Origin of the sequence: Acinetobacter sp. WC-141, assembly GCF_000313935.1 — a bacterium.
GTDB lineage: Bacteria > Pseudomonadota > Gammaproteobacteria > Pseudomonadales > Moraxellaceae > Acinetobacter.
In genome coordinates this window covers 100,213-114,250 of sequence record NZ_AMSS01000027.1, presented here as the reverse complement: position 1 = coordinate 114,250, position 14,038 = coordinate 100,213, and the positions used below count along the sequence as shown (strand labels likewise).

Below are 14,038 nucleotides of genomic sequence, written 5' to 3'. Positions count from 1 at the left end.
GCAGCCGTGATGACGACGATGACGATGATGATCGCGGTAGCCGCTCAGGTGGTCGAGGCCGAGGTCGTAGCCGTGATGACGACGATGATGACGATCGTGGTAGCCGCTCTAGCGGACGAGGCCGAGGTCGCAGCCGTGATGACGACGATGATGACGATCGTGGTAGCCGTTCAGGCGGCCGAGGTCGCGGTCGTAGCCGTGATGACGATGATGATGACGATCGCGGTAGTCGCTCTAGCGGACGAGGCCGTGGCCGCAGCCGTGATGACGATGAAGATGACGATCGCGGTAGCCGCTCAGGTGGTCGAGGCCGAGGTCGCAGCCGTGATGACGACGATGATGACGATCGCGGTAGCCGTTCAGGTGGTCGAGGCCGAGGTCGTAGCCGTGATGACGACGATGATGATGATCTCGGTAGCCGCTCAGGTGGTCGAGGCCGAGGTCGCAGCCGTGATGACGACGATGATGACGATCGCGGTAGCCGTTCAGGTGGCCGTGGCCGAGGTCGTAGCCGTGATGATGACGATTATGATGGTCGTGGACAAAACTCTCGCAATCAAAAACGTGATGCCTCTGGACGTTTTACGTCTTAAGCATACTGTTTTAAAAACGAAGGAGGCTTTTGCCTCCTTTGTTTTTTCATTTATTTAATTCACTGTGGGAGCAGTTGTAGCCCTTTTACAATATCAATGTACTCAGAACCGTTTAACCAAAAAGATTTTTTTAAGAATAACGTCGTCATAATACTTTCTGCTGCTTCACTCTCTGGATTTTCACAGAATAATCCGTAGCTTTCACCCAAAACCGCATCATTTTCAATCAGGCGAATATAGTAGGCATGTTGCTCATTTGCATAGCCTAAAACCGCATCACGTTGATTTTTCATTTCGCATGTCTCCATACCAAAAAACTGAATTTAACCAGAATGTTAAGTGTTCAGAATCTCATTTGATAAAAATCAAAAAACCGTCAGTCATAAAGATTATTTCTAATCAGGTTCTGATTTCTTCAAATTACCATTTTAGTTTAAACATCCCTGTTAAAAGCAAAATGGATTAAAATCTGATCATGGGATTTATTGTTATGCAAAAAAAATATTTCGTCAACTTGAAAATGTAACTTTTTCAAGTTACATTGTCTGGGTAGGATTTGAACAGTGAAAAGGGAGGCAATATGCCAAAGAAAAAAGAGTTCGAGCATGGCGGTGTACGAGAAAATGCCGGACGTAAAGCACAGTTCAATGAACCCACAAAAGTGATTCGTGTTCCCGAGTCTCAAGTTAACTTTATCAAAAATTGGTTACTAAATAATGTCAAAACCAATAACTTGACCGATTTCAACTCAAAACTTAATGTTCAACAGGTCCATCCGAATAACGATAAAATTTACCATATTCCTTTGGCAACTGAACGTGTTGCTGCTGGTTTTCCTTCGCCAGCGCAGGATGATATTGAACAAGCGCTCGATTTAAATGAATATTTAATTAGAAATGAAAATGCTACTTTCATTGTTAAAGCCAATTCTTTATCCATGCTAGATGCTGGAATTGATATTAATGATCCCCTTATTGTGGACCGTAGTATTCCCGCTAAATCGGGAGATATTGTAATCGCACTTATCGATAATGATTTCACTGTTAAGCGCTTAATGATTGATACCCAATTTCAGCCGCCTAAAGTTTGGCTAAAGGCAGAAAATCCTGATTATCAAAATATTTACATTGAAGACGGTCAAGAACTGGTTATTTGGGGAGTCGTAACTTATAACCTGAAACGGATGAGATAAATTTTTTCGTATTTATTAATCAAGTTACTGACCATAACTGGCGGCCAGTAACTTTTGGCTGAGTAACTTTTAAATTTGCCCAATCAATAAACATGTAGCGATGACAACCATTAAACCACCTGAAAAACGGCCAACTAACTGTGCTGCTTGTGGTCTGGTTTTTAAAATAGCTTCTGAACCATAACCCACCATTAAATAAATAATCGCGCAGCTAATCATGTGAACAACACCAAAGGCAAGAATTTGTGTCGTCACTGACCATGAAGCAGTAGTGTCAATAAATTGAGGAAGCAGGGCTAAAAAGAGTAAAAAAACTTTTGGGTTTAACCCACTTACATATACACCTTTGGTTGCCCAGCTCAACCATGACTGAGCTTTTTCAGAACCAGACTCGTTCGGAGTAGGAGGGGTAAGTAATAAGTTTATTCCCATCCATAATAAATAAGCAGAACCTGCAATGGTTAGGATCATGAGTGCAGTTGGATTATTTGCTACAAGCAGACCCACACCAGCCGCTACCAATAAAATCGTAATAAAGTGCCCAAATAGCATACCTGCAACAGCCGGTACGACGACTTTGCCCTTAATTCCTGCCGAAATGGCATAGGCCCAGTCTGCCCCTGGTGTAATAATAAAAAGAATGGAGACACTCCAAAATGCAATAAAAATGTTAAAAGCCATAAGCTTATCTCGGCAAACTATTTTCCAAAGGTTTCGCTCGTGGTTTAGAAAAAATCCCTATTTATGCGAGCTTGTTGAAAATAATATGCTCATGTATTTAGAATGTGCTTTTAAATGTTTGCTCATATCACACTTATTTGGGGTAAATTTTTCTAAATGGATCGCACAGATAAAAAGATTCTTGCTGAATTGCAATTAAATGGCCGATTATCTATTACTGAATTGGCAGAAAAAGTCGGTTTGAGCATTTCACCTTGTCACAGGCGAGTGAAAGCTTTAGAAGAGTCGGGAGCCATTAAAGGTTATCGGGCAGAACTCGACCCAAACTTAGTGGGATTTGAATTTTCAGCGATTGTTTTTATTACGCTTAAAGAAGGTGATAAACAGGCAGTCGAGAAGTTTGAAAATGCCGTGATAGACATCCCGCAAATTATTCAGGCGCAGCGCTTATTTGGTGAGCCTGACTATTTGCTACATGTGGTCGCTAAAGATTTGCCAGCTTTTCAACGGTTGTATGATGAAAAGTTATCTGCTATTCCAAGTGTGCAACGACTCATCTCAACCATTGTCATGAAAGATGTAGTGCCTGAACGATTATTCCCGATTGGCTAAGAATAAGCAGATGAAAAAAAAGAAGCTTGATAGCTTCTTTTTTATTTGTATGCGTTTAGACATCTAGTGTTTTACATAAAGAGCAGATAGTGCCGTTATGTTTGTGAGAGAACATAATATCGGGGCGCTCGTAACCTTCTTCACATACGCGGCAGTGGTAGACGGTGGCAACAGGTGTACCTTCAGCATCGTAACGTGGCTCTTTAATACCGTCATCGTGTGACTTGATGTAGTATTTTCCTTTGGTTAATAAGCCCATAATTGGTGTTAATACAAAGGCAAGTATAAGCGCGATAAGTGGTGAGTACGGCGCCAAGAAACTACCAAGTAAGCCGAAGAATGCGGCAATCGATACGCCTGCTGATACAAGGAATGCCACCATACCGACAGGGTTTACGTTGTATAGCATGTCACGGCGATATTCCGGTTCTTTCGGTGAAAGTTTTAAAACATATTTATTGATTGAAATGTCTGTTGCAACAACCACAACCCACGCGATCGCGAAGTTTGAATAGAACCCTAAGATTTTACCCAGTACCGCAAACATGTTGCCTTCCATCAAAGCAAGTGCAATTGCCAAGTTCACCATCACAAAGACAATACGGCCCGGATAATGTTTGCTAATACGAGTGTAGGCACTTGTCCATGCAAGGGAACCAGAGTAAGCATTGGTCACATTAATTTTAATTTGAGAAATGACCACCAAAATCACTGCAAGTGTTAAAGCCGCCCAGCCCGGAAGCATGTCATGAAATGCTGCGTTAAACTGTTGAACAGGTTCAGTGCTGTTTACACCCGGTATTTTAGTCAGTAAATAGAACCCTAAAAATGCCCCGATAATTTGTTTGATTGCGCCTAAAATCACCCAACCCGGACCCGCTGAAATAACCGCAGCCCACCATGCTTTGCTATTTTCTTTTGTTTTTGCAGGCATAAAGCGCAAGTAATCAATTTGCTCACCAATTTGCATAATCAAAGATAAACAAATACCAGCACCTAACATGATTGCGGCCATGTCTACAGTTGCAAAACCTTCGTTACCTGTGAAAGTTGCAAATTGGCTAACTAAGGTTGGTTCTTGATAAATCAGGTAGGCCACAGGACCAATCATCAGAATGAGCCAAAGTGGAGTAGTCCAAACTTGTAATTTACTTAAAGCTTTCATGCCGTAAATGACGAGTGGTATTACCATAACGGTTGAGATGAGGTAACCTGCCCAAAGCGGAATGCCTAAACCGAGCAATAACCCTTGCGCCATGATTGAACCTTCAAGGGCAAAGAAAATAAAGGTGAAACTGGCGAAAATGATACTAGTAAGAACTGAGCCGATATAACCAAAACCTGCACCGCGGGTAATCAAGTCAAGGTCGATATTATAGCGCGCTGCGTAGTAGGCTAAAGGAATACCGGTTAAGAAGATAATAATCGCTGCAAATAAAATGGAGAAAACAGCATTGGTTGTTCCGTAAGACATACCAATACTGGCGCCAATAGAAAAGTCAGCAAGATAGGCAATACCACCAAGTGCAGTAATAGCGACAACTTTGGGACTCCAGCGCCGAAAGCTGTGTGGAGCATAACGTAAAGTATAATCTTCTAAGGTTTCATTCACTGCTTTTTGTGAATCTGTACCTTGCACAGTGTCCAGATTTGGATGTTCAGATACACTCATAACATCAATCTCCCAATCATTTTCGGTCAATCAACACAAATATTGATCATTGTTTTTTGATGGTTTTGAGTGTGTGATTTTTGGGAAAAATTGAAAATACGTTATTTTGCGTATATGCGCGTATTTGAGAAAATCGCCATGATAAATGACTTTTGGCATAAGGATTGCTGGGTTTAATATAGCCCCATCCAAAACATGAGTGTTATGCCAGATTCTTCACGCCCCCAACAAGCGCCACAACGTGTGATCAAAACACGCCGTGAATATAATATTTGGGTGGCAGATGAAAGTATCGAAGATTATGCGCTCCGCTATGCACCTACCTCAGTAAGAAAATGGTCACCTTGGACCGTGACCAATACCGCAATTTCGACCGTTAGTTTTCTGGCGATGGAAGCCATTGGGGCGACCATGCTTTGGCAGTATGGCTTTAGCAATGCAGTATGGGCAGCAATTGTCGTATGTACCATCATATTTTTAACCAGTTGGCCGATTAGTTATTACGCCGCAAAATATAATGTAGACGTCGATTTGCTTACTCGTGGTGCAGGTTTTGGCTACATTGGCTCGACCATTACATCTCTAATTTATGCCAGCTTTACCTTTATTTTACTTGCGTTTGAAGCTGCCATTATGGCAATGGCACTTGAGCTAGCTTTAGGCATTCCACAAGTTGTTGGTTACTTAATTTCGGCATTAGTGATTTTGCCTTTAGTGGTCAAAGGCATTGGTTTTATTAACAAAGTTCAGGCAATCACGCAGCCAATCTGGCTCTTATTACTATTATTGCCGTGGTTTTTTGTACTTTGGAAACAGCCACAAATTTTAAGTAGTAGTCTGCATTTTGTTGGTGCGGTTTCAAACTCGACCGATTTTAATCTGTATTACTTTGGTGCGGCGTGCACTCTTATTTTTTCATTTGTGATCCAAATTGGGGAGCAAGCCGACTATTTACGTTTTTTACCCCAACAAGAAAAGAATAGAACTGCATGGCGTTTTGCTGTTTTCTTAGGTGGTCCATCTTGGATTATTTTTGGTTTTCTAAAAGTTTTGATGGGCATGCTGCTGATGGTATTGGCTTTTCAGCTGTTTATTCCTGTCTCTGAACTAGACAATCCGACATATTTGTATTGGGTCGCCTATCAACAGTTTATTCCAAATCCTCAGCTAGCGTTAATATTGACTCTAGCACTGGTTTGCTTGGCACAAATTAAAATTAATATGACCAACGCCTACGCTGGCTCATTGGCATGGTCCAACTTTTTTGCCCGTCTGACGCATAGCCATCCGGGGCGAATTGTTTGGCTACTTTTTAATATTTTTATTGCCATTGTTTTGATGGAAATGGGGATTAGCCATGCGGTTGAACGCATTTTGGGGCTATATAGCAATATCGCTTTGGCATGGATTGGTGCCGTTGTTGCCGATTTAATTATCTGTAAGCCTTTAGGTTTAAGCCCGAAAGGAATTGAATTTCGACGTGCTTATTTATATGACATTAACCCCGTAGGTGTGGGCGCATTACTGATTGCCTCAGTGTTATCGATGCTGAGTTATTTGGGCTTTTTCGGACTCATGGCAAAAGGATTGGCGAGTTTTATTGCTCTAGGAAGTGCGGTGTTATGTGTGCCTGTTATTGCTTACTTAACCAAAGGCAAATATTACATTGCACGCCAACCTGAAAAAATTGACGCGACTTCAGTGGCAAATTGTGTGGTGTGTGAACGGGACTATGAACTCGCTGATATGGCGGGCTGCCCAGCCTATAGCGGTACGATTTGCTCCCTTTGCTGTTCACTCGAAGCACGCTGTCACGATTTATGTAAGCCCGATGCACGTTGGTCGGTACAACTTAAAAAAGCCATCTGGCACTATTTACCAGAACGTTGGGCCAGCCGTTTAAATAGCAGGGTCAGTTTGTATTTATTGCTGACTTTAGGGCTGTCGATTGTTTTGGCAGTGAGTTTAAGTCTGGTTTATATCCAAGAAAAAACCTATTTAGAAACAGTGAATGCGGCAGCCGTTCCTCAGCTATTTACGCTGTTTGTCAAAATTTACACCATTTTATTTTTATTGATGAGCGTTGCAGCATGGTGGCTCGTTTTAAACGATGAAAGTCGTCGTAATGCTGAAATTGAAACACACCAACAAACGGCATTATTGATTGATGAAATTGCGGCTCATGAAGTCACTTCAAAAGACCTGCAAGATGCCAGAATTTCAGCAGAACGGGCAAATGATGCAAAAAGTCGTTATGTCATTGGCATTAGCCATGAACTACGAACCCCTCTAAATAGTATTTTGGGCTATAGCCAATTGCTTCAAAAACAAGAGCAGCTTTCAGAACAAGGCAAAATGGCGCTCGGTGTGATTAGCCGTAGTGGACAGCATTTAACTTCACTGATTGACGGTCTACTAGATTTAGCACGAATTGAAACAGGCAAGATTTCTTTAAATGTAGTGGATGTGCATTTCCCAAATTTCATAGAACAGATTATTCAAATGTTTCAGCCTCAGTTTGAACAGAAGAATTTACAGTTTATTTATGAAATTGGAGAAAACCTACCGCACTATGTCCGTACTGATAAAAAACGCTTAGAGCAAGTACTCATCAATTTACTGGGTAATGCTTTAAAGTTTACGACGAGCGGCACAATTACTTTAAAAGTCGAGTACCGTTTTCAGACGGCTTATTTTGAAATTAGAGATACGGGCTGTGGTATTGCCGAGGCCGATTTAGAGCGAATCTTTAACCCGTTTGAACGGGGCAGTAATGTGGTTCAAGGCGGATTTACCGGAACAGGACTCGGACTACCAATTGTAAAATTATTAGTCGATTTACTCGGTGGCCAGCTATCTGTGACTAGTCAACTCAATCAGGGTTCACAGTTTAAGATTAAGTTTTACTTACCTTCAAAAGAAGTGGTTCATCCAATTTCTAATGTTTACTCCAATCAAATTATGGGCTATCAAGGCGAGCGAAAACGAATTTTGGTTGTTGATAATGAAGCGGTGGACCGAGGTTTAGTCGCTAATTTTCTAAAACCTTTAGGATTTATTATTGAAGAAGCCGAGTCGGGCATTGACTGTTTAAGACGTGTACCTATTTTTCGGCCTAACCTGATTTTGATGGATTTAAATATGCCTTTGATGGGCGGTTGGGAAACTGCGCGATTATTGCGTCAGAATAATATTACTAATGTGCCGATTTTAATTATTTCCGCCAATGCGGGCGAGCGCGAAGTCAATCCACAAGATGCCATCTTAAGTGAAGACTTTATGCTAAAACCAATCGATCTTAATTTGTTGCTGAGTAAAATTGGGGACAAATTAGGTCTGATATGGATTGATTCCAAATCAGAGACATCCATTGAAAATAATGAAGTTCAAACACTGGATCTAAAGATATATAAACAAGAGCAAACCAATGTTCATACACTAATCCAACAACCCGAAAATAATGATCTGCTCGATTTACCGCAAAGCTTGCAGCAATTAAATGATTTAATTGGACAAGGTTATATCCGTGGAATTCAACAGACTTTAACGCAATGCCGTCAAAATTTTCCAGAGCATAACGAGTTATGGGAACAGCTTGAACAGGCTATCCAAAAGTTTGATTTAAAACACGCGCAACGATTAATTCAGGATAAGCAATGAGTACGCAACATGTTTCTTTTCAGCAAGCTTCGCCAAACGAGCAGGCTGTTATTCTGATTGTGGATGATGTGCCGGAAAATCTGGGCTTGCTACATGAAAGTCTGGATCAGGCAGGTTATCGCGTGCTTGTCACAACCGATGGATTGAGTGCAATTGAAATTGCACACCGATGCTTACCAGATATGATTTTGCTTGATGGGAATATGCCACATATGGATGGTTTTGAAAGTTGTATACAGCTTAAAGCGAGCCCAATTACGCAGTTTATTCCCGTCATTTTTATGACAGGTTTGTCGGAAACAGAACATATTGTGCGTGGTTTTCAGGTCGGTGGAGTAGACTATGTGACCAAACCTTTGAATATTGAAGAAGTATTAGCAAGAGTAAAAACACATTTGGCACATGCCCAACTATTGCAACAACAAAAACAGGTGATTGATGCAACGGAAACAGCCATTCTTGCGCTAGATGTTCACGGTAAAATTGTTTGGAAAACTCAAAAAGCCAGTGATTTACTGAATCAATATTTACCCGAATTAGACGGTTTTGAGGCAGGGTTAAAAGCTTGGTTTTCAGATTTGGAACATGAAAAAGATCCTAAAAAACTAACCAGCTGTTCTTATTCAATACCATCTCAGCAATTACAGCTTTTATTGCTTACGCCGTGGCAATCTGAAACGAGCGTAGCAAAAAATTATCTTATCCAGATCAAGACATCTACGCCAGCTTTGGAAATGGCTGATATTTTGAAATATTGCCCACAGTTGACTCAACGTGAGGCAGAAGTCATGCACTGGTTGTTGTTGGGCAAAACCAATAAAGATATTGCAGAAATATTGGAACTTAGCCCACGGACGGTGAATAAACATTTAGAGCATGTTTTTGAAAAACTTTGTGTTGAAAACCGAACTGCTGCGGTGGCGCATATTAATAGTTTGGTGCAAGAGTTTCATTGAGTTAATTGAAGATTGTATTTAAAAAGCATACAGACTCGCTGCTAAAAATAGGCTATTTTTTTACAGTTAAATTTGTTCTTATAGATAAAGATTATACAAAGTCATTTCTAAATAAATATGAGTCGTAATACGAGGAATTCATTGTGAATATTCAACAAAAAGATGATGCAAAACACGGCAGCTTTAGCTTACTTGATGGTGAAACAGTTGCAGGTGAAATGACTTATACATGGGCAGGCGAAGGCATGCTGATTATTGATGCCACAGATGTGAATGAAAATTATCGCGGACAAGGCGTAGGTCGCCAATTACTTGATGCTTTGGTGGCCTTTGTTCGTGAAAAAGAAGTGAAAGTAATTCCGCTTTGCCCATATGCTAAATCGGTTTTTGATAAAGACCCAAGCATTGGCGATGTACTTAGAAAATAAGCAATAGATTAAAATTATTGAATAGAAATCGGGCGTTGGTGTCCGATTTTTTATTGGTTTTATTATTCATCTTTGTTTTATTGAATATGTTTTGAGCGGTTGTATTCAACTGATTTGAAGGCTTTCAATTGCCAGATCGAATTTATCAAACTTATAGAAAAGCTTATCTAATAAAAATAGTTTTAGACCAATTGGGAAAAAAATAAACTCGTTGCACAAATATTTAATGGCTGACGAAAGCTAAATATTTATAACGTTTTAATATTATTTTTTGGAATTTTCCTTGAACTGGCAGTATATCCATAGTGTGTTGCCGCAATTTTTCTCTGCAACTTTGACCACGCTGAAGATTTCAATTATCAGCATTATTTTGGCAATTATTGTAGGTCTAATTTGCAGCATTTTAATTACATATCGCGTGCGGGTGCTAAATAGAATTGCCCAGTTCTATATTGAGTTATCTCGAAATACCCCCTTATTAATTCAACTGTTCTTTTTGTATTACGGTTTGCCAAAGCTCGGTATCAAAATCGATGGTTTTGCTTGTGGTGTGATCGGACTGACTTTCTTAGGCGGAAGCTATATGGCTGAAGCTTTCCGAGCAGGTTTGCAGTCTGTTGCAAAAGGGCAGATAGATTCTGCAAAAAGTATTGGTCTACAACCGATTCAAATTTTTAGATATGTCATTTTCCCTCAAGCGCTTGCCATTTCAATTCCGGCAATAGGGGCAAATTGCCTATTTCTGATTAAAGAAAGTTCTGTGGTCAGTGCAATTGCTGTCGTTGAACTGCTTTTTGTCACCAAAGACTTAATTGGCATGGACTATAAAACCACCGAAGCTTTGTTCTTACTCATCATGGCTTATCTCATTATTTTATTGCCCGTGTCTATTTTAACTAGTTATCTGGAGCACAGAAGTCGGAAGGTGAGCCATGGAACTTGATTATCTATTTCAAGCGAGTCACCTCGAACGTTTAATGTGGGGACTTTGGGCAACTGCAAAAATTGCATTTATTTCAGTGTTTTTCTCTGCAATTTTTGGCACAGTTTTCGGCGTCATTATGACTTCTAAAAACATAGTCGTTAAATCGCTGTGCCGTCTGTATTTAGAAGCCATTCGAATCATTCCAATTTTAGTTTTGCTGTTCGTGTTTTATTTCGGTTTCGCGACATGGTTTAACTGGCAGTTTTCAGCAATGTGGGTATGCGTTGTTGTATTTGTTTTGTGGGGCACCGCTGAAATGGGCGATTTGGTTCGTGCAGCCATTACTTCAATTGATCAACATCAACGCGATTCAGCCTATGCGCTCGGACTTACCCACGTTCAAGCTTTGATCTATGTCATTTTTCCGCAAAGTCTAAAACGAGTAACACCAGGCGCGATTAACTTATTTACCCGAATGGTGAAAACCAGCTCTTTGGCAGTCCTGATTGGTGTGGTTGAGGTCATTAAAGTTGGTCAGCAAATTATTGAAAATTCGCTGTTGACCGTGCCGAGCGCTTCTCTTTGGATTTATGGCTTTATTTTTATTTTGTATTTTCTGATTTGCTATCCCTTATCTCGTTTGGCGGCACATTTAGAAAAGGTCTGGGAGTAATTATGCCTTTGTTATCGATACAACAATTACAGAAATCATTTGCACAAAGTCATATTTTACAGGGCATTGATCTGGATGTAGAACAAGGAGAGGTAGTTGTTATTTTAGGTCCATCGGGCTGCGGTAAAAGTACCTTATTGCGCTGTATTAACGGCTTAGAACCGATTCAGGGTGGCGAAATTCGTTTAACTGGCTCAGGTGTACTCGGTAAAGATGTGGATTGGACTAATGCTCGTCAAAAAATTGGCATGGTTTTTCAGAACTACGAGTTATTTGGGCATATGAACGTCATTGACAACATTTTGCTTGGGCCACTTAAAGTACAAAAACGTCACCGTGATGAAGCTGAACAAGTCGCAGATGAGTTGTTAAAGCGAGTGGGACTGTTTGAGCGAAAACTTGATTATCCACGACAACTTTCAGGTGGACAAAAGCAGCGTATCGCTATTGTGCGTTCACTGGTCATGCAACCTAAAGTCATTTTACTTGATGAAATTACAGCTGCGCTTGATCCGGAAATGGTCAGAGAAGTACTTGATGTAGTCCTTAAATTGGCGAATGAAGGCATGACCATGTTGATTGTGACACATGAGATGTCCTTTGCACGCAAGGTTGCCGACCGCATTATTTTTATGGATAAGGGCAAGATTATAGAACAGGCTTCACCAGAAGAATTTTTTGAACAGCCAAAAACAGAACGAGCGAAAGCCTTTCTAAATATTTTGTCGTATTAATTTTTTATTATTTGAATCATGAGGAAGTGAATGTTTAAACGTAATTCAATAAAAATATTAAGCAGTCTTGCGGTTGCTGGGGTGTTGTTAACTGCATGTAGTAAAACGCCATCAACTGAACAGGCAAGTAATAGTCAAGAAGACCATTCTTTAGAGCAAGTCAAAAAAAATGGGGTACTACGAGTTGCCGTTTTTGCTGATGATCCGCCGTTTGGTTATGTAGACAGTGCTGGAAATAATCAGGGCTTTGATGTGGCTTTAGCAAAACGGGTGACTAAAGACTTGCTCGGTGATGAAAAGAAAGTTGAGTTTATTGTGACTGAAGCTTCAAATCGGGTGGAGTTTTTAAAATCAAACCGTGCCGATGTAGTGTTCGCGACATTTACGGTAACGCCAGAACGTAAGGAAGTTGTCGATTTTGCCGAGCCTTATTTAAAAGGTGCTTTTGGTATAGTCTCGCCTAAAGCCAAGCCGATTACTGACATTGCCCAATTAGAAGGTAAAACCTTAATTGTAAACAAAGGCACAAGTTCAGATACGTACTTTACTAAGCATTATCCAAAAGTGAATTTACTCAAGTTCGAAAGAAATTCGGATGCTTTTAAAGCCTTAACCGACGGTCGTGGTGACGCGATTTCACAAGATAGTACCTATGCTTTGGCATGGGCCGCGAAGAACCCAAGTTATGTGGCAGGTATTCAGTCCATTGGTGATCAAGAATTTATTGCACCGGCAGTTAAAAAGGGCAATACCCAACTATTGAATTGGCTCAATACTGAAATCAAGCAACTCAGAACAAGTGGTGAAATTAATAAAATTTATGATGAAACCTTGAAGCCAATTTATGGTGACTCGGTCAATCCGAATGTGTTTTTAGATGTAGGCCAATAATTTTCGATATCGCTGAGGCAGTGTCTAGAAGTAGGCGCTGCTATTTTTAAATAAGACTTTTACAAGAACGATAGGGTGAAATAATGACAACATTAACATTTCAAAACGTGAAGCATATTTTAGCTGCGTCTTTACTGAGTTTAGGTTTGGTTGCATGTGACAAAGGAACTCAGTCTACTGAAAAAACGGCCGATACCACACAAACTGTGTCGAGTATCGAGCAGATTAAAAAGAATGGTGTGGTACGAATTGGCGTATTTAGTGATAAACCGCCGTTTGGATATTTAGATGCTCAAGGTAAAAACCAAGGCTTTGATGTAGAGATTGCTAAGCATGTTGCTAAAGATTTGCTCGGTGATGAAAACAAAGTTGAGTTTGTTTTAACTGAAGCGGCTAACCGTGTCGAATACTTAAAAGCCAATAAAGTGGATATTATTTTTGCCAACTTTACCGTTACACCAGAACGCAAAGAAGTGGTCGATTTTGCTAAACCTTATTTAAAAGTGGCACTAGGTGTGGTTTCTCCTAAAAGTCATCCGATTACTGATGTGGCTCAACTTAAAGATAAAACTTTATTGGTAAACAAAGGTACAACGGCTGATTCATTCTTCACCAAGACTCACCCTGAAATTAAGCTACAAAAGTATGAGCAAAACACAGAAACTTTCGATGCTTTAAAAGATGGTCGTGGTGCTGCGCTTGCACATGATAACTTGCTGGTTTTAGCTTGGGCTAAAGAAAATCCAAATTACACTGTTGGCATTACCAATTTAGGTGAGCAGGACTTAATTGCACCAGCAGTGAAAAAAGGCGATAAAGAGTTATTGGACTGGTTAAATCAAGATTTAGAGAAACTGGCTAAAGAAGGTGTAATTCATCAGGCTTATGAAAAAACGTTAAAACCAGTGTATGGCGATACGATTAATCCAAAAGATCTATTGGTTGAGTAGCCGTGCTAATAACCTCTAATAATTAGAACTCTAGAATAGAATTTGCTCAAGCTAGGATTCATCTACAGCCT

Annotated in this window: 14 protein-coding genes and 1 pseudogene; 11 read left to right on the top strand and 4 right to left on the bottom strand. The window is 40.3% G+C overall.

The genetic code is table 11. From position 1 onward, the window contains the following. Positions 1-593 (top strand): annotated as a pseudogene (locus tag ACINWC141_RS04505) (KGG domain-containing protein); the annotation flags it as partial. A gap of 59 nt (positions 594-652) precedes the next feature. On the opposite strand, the gene ACINWC141_RS04500 reads toward ACINWC141_RS04505, so the two are convergent. After that, a complete protein-coding gene (locus tag ACINWC141_RS04500; protein WP_009388226.1) occupies positions 653-886 on the bottom strand; it encodes a hypothetical protein in 234 nt (77 codons plus the stop codon). 287 nt (positions 887-1,173) lie between these two features. On the opposite strand from ACINWC141_RS04500, the gene ACINWC141_RS04495 reads away from it, so the two are divergent. Further along, positions 1,174-1,785, top strand: coding sequence for a LexA family protein (locus ACINWC141_RS04495; RefSeq protein WP_009388319.1), 612 nt, complete (start codon positions 1,174-1,176; stop codon positions 1,783-1,785). A 69-nt stretch (positions 1,786-1,854) separates the two neighbouring features. Here ACINWC141_RS04495 and ACINWC141_RS04490 read toward each other — a convergent pair whose 3' ends face one another. Then, on the bottom strand, positions 1,855-2,466 hold the full coding sequence (locus ACINWC141_RS04490; RefSeq protein WP_009388290.1) for a LysE family translocator: 612 nt from the start codon (positions 2,464-2,466) through the stop codon (positions 1,855-1,857). 156 nt (positions 2,467-2,622) lie between these two features. On the opposite strand from ACINWC141_RS04490, the gene ACINWC141_RS04485 reads away from it, so the two are divergent. Further along, entirely contained in the window at positions 2,623-3,078 is a 456-nt protein-coding gene (locus ACINWC141_RS04485; protein WP_000376211.1) for an Lrp/AsnC family transcriptional regulator, read from the top strand. Positions 3,079-3,133: 55 nt separating this feature from the next. Here the strand turns inward: ACINWC141_RS04485 and ACINWC141_RS04480 are convergent, their stop codons facing one another. Next, complete coding sequence (locus ACINWC141_RS04480) at positions 3,134-4,750, bottom strand: purine-cytosine permease family protein (protein WP_009388208.1); 1,617 nt, start codon at positions 4,748-4,750, stop codon at positions 3,134-3,136. Between the two features lie 195 nt (positions 4,751-4,945). Here ACINWC141_RS04480 and ACINWC141_RS04475 point away from each other — a divergent pair, with 195 nt between their 5' ends. From ACINWC141_RS04475 to ACINWC141_RS04465, 3 genes are all read left to right on the top strand, one after another. Then, complete coding sequence (locus ACINWC141_RS04475) at positions 4,946-8,410, top strand: hybrid sensor histidine kinase/response regulator (protein ID WP_034677631.1); 3,465 nt, start codon at positions 4,946-4,948, stop codon at positions 8,408-8,410. Further along, positions 8,407-9,366: a response regulator transcription factor gene (locus ACINWC141_RS04470; protein WP_009388308.1), complete on the top strand. Its 960-nt coding sequence runs from the start codon at positions 8,407-8,409 to the stop codon at positions 9,364-9,366. The genes ACINWC141_RS04475 and ACINWC141_RS04470 overlap by 4 nt, the downstream gene beginning before the upstream one ends. Before the next feature lie 143 nt (positions 9,367-9,509). Beyond that, on the top strand, positions 9,510-9,794 hold the full coding sequence (locus tag ACINWC141_RS04465; RefSeq protein WP_009388309.1) for a GNAT family N-acetyltransferase: 285 nt from the start codon (positions 9,510-9,512) through the stop codon (positions 9,792-9,794). Between the two features lie 105 nt (positions 9,795-9,899). Here ACINWC141_RS04465 and ACINWC141_RS19340 read toward each other — a convergent pair whose 3' ends face one another. After that, positions 9,900-10,013, bottom strand: a complete 114-nt coding sequence (locus ACINWC141_RS19340) for a hypothetical protein (protein ID WP_080645566.1) — start codon at positions 10,011-10,013, stop codon at positions 9,900-9,902. 64 nt (positions 10,014-10,077) lie between these two features. On the opposite strand from ACINWC141_RS19340, the gene ACINWC141_RS04460 reads away from it, so the two are divergent. The 5 genes from ACINWC141_RS04460 to ACINWC141_RS04440 all read left to right on the top strand — a co-directional run bounded on the left by ACINWC141_RS04460 (position 10,078) and on the right by ACINWC141_RS04440 (position 13,967). Beyond that, the gene (locus ACINWC141_RS04460; RefSeq protein WP_002114214.1) at positions 10,078-10,737 is read left to right on the top strand and encodes an amino acid ABC transporter permease; all 660 of its coding nucleotides are present in this window, start codon (positions 10,078-10,080) and stop codon (positions 10,735-10,737) included. Continuing rightward, entirely contained in the window at positions 10,727-11,392 is a 666-nt protein-coding gene (locus ACINWC141_RS04455) for an amino acid ABC transporter permease (RefSeq protein WP_000418072.1), read from the top strand. The genes ACINWC141_RS04460 and ACINWC141_RS04455 overlap by 11 nt, the downstream gene beginning before the upstream one ends. A gap of 2 nt (positions 11,393-11,394) precedes the next feature. After that, entirely contained in the window at positions 11,395-12,126 is a 732-nt protein-coding gene (locus tag ACINWC141_RS04450) for an amino acid ABC transporter ATP-binding protein (protein WP_001130360.1), read from the top strand. A gap of 30 nt (positions 12,127-12,156) precedes the next feature. Next, positions 12,157-13,017, top strand: coding sequence for a transporter substrate-binding domain-containing protein (locus tag ACINWC141_RS04445; RefSeq protein ID WP_009388221.1), 861 nt, complete (start codon positions 12,157-12,159; stop codon positions 13,015-13,017). An 83-nt stretch (positions 13,018-13,100) separates the two neighbouring features. Further along, positions 13,101-13,967, top strand: a complete 867-nt coding sequence (locus ACINWC141_RS04440; RefSeq protein ID WP_000209985.1) for a cysteine ABC transporter substrate-binding protein — start codon at positions 13,101-13,103, stop codon at positions 13,965-13,967. The last annotated feature ends 71 nt before the right edge of the window (positions 13,968-14,038 follow it).

Bases quoted from the DNA above. Each gene is read 5' to 3' on its own strand.
- ACINWC141_RS04500 (WP_009388226.1), bottom strand. From the start codon at position 886: ATGAAAAATCAACGTGATGCGGTTTTAGGCTATGCAAATGAGCAACAT.
- ACINWC141_RS04495 (WP_009388319.1), top strand. From the start codon at position 1,174: ATGCCAAAGAAAAAAGAGTTCGAGCATGGCGGTGTACGAGAAAATGCC.
- ACINWC141_RS04490 (WP_009388290.1), bottom strand. From the start codon at position 2,466: ATGGCTTTTAACATTTTTATTGCATTTTGGAGTGTCTCCATTCTTTTT.
- ACINWC141_RS04485 (WP_000376211.1), top strand. From the start codon at position 2,623: ATGGATCGCACAGATAAAAAGATTCTTGCTGAATTGCAATTAAATGGC.
- ACINWC141_RS04480 (WP_009388208.1), bottom strand. From the start codon at position 4,750: ATGAGTGTATCTGAACATCCAAATCTGGACACTGTGCAAGGTACAGAT.
- ACINWC141_RS04475 (WP_034677631.1), top strand. From the start codon at position 4,946: ATGAGTGTTATGCCAGATTCTTCACGCCCCCAACAAGCGCCACAACGT.
- ACINWC141_RS04470 (WP_009388308.1), top strand. From the start codon at position 8,407: ATGAGTACGCAACATGTTTCTTTTCAGCAAGCTTCGCCAAACGAGCAG.
- ACINWC141_RS04455 (WP_000418072.1), top strand. From the start codon at position 10,727: ATGGAACTTGATTATCTATTTCAAGCGAGTCACCTCGAACGTTTAATG.
- ACINWC141_RS04450 (WP_001130360.1), top strand. From the start codon at position 11,395: ATGCCTTTGTTATCGATACAACAATTACAGAAATCATTTGCACAAAGT.
- ACINWC141_RS04445 (WP_009388221.1), top strand. From the start codon at position 12,157: ATGTTTAAACGTAATTCAATAAAAATATTAAGCAGTCTTGCGGTTGCT.
- ACINWC141_RS04440 (WP_000209985.1), top strand. From the start codon at position 13,101: ATGACAACATTAACATTTCAAAACGTGAAGCATATTTTAGCTGCGTCT.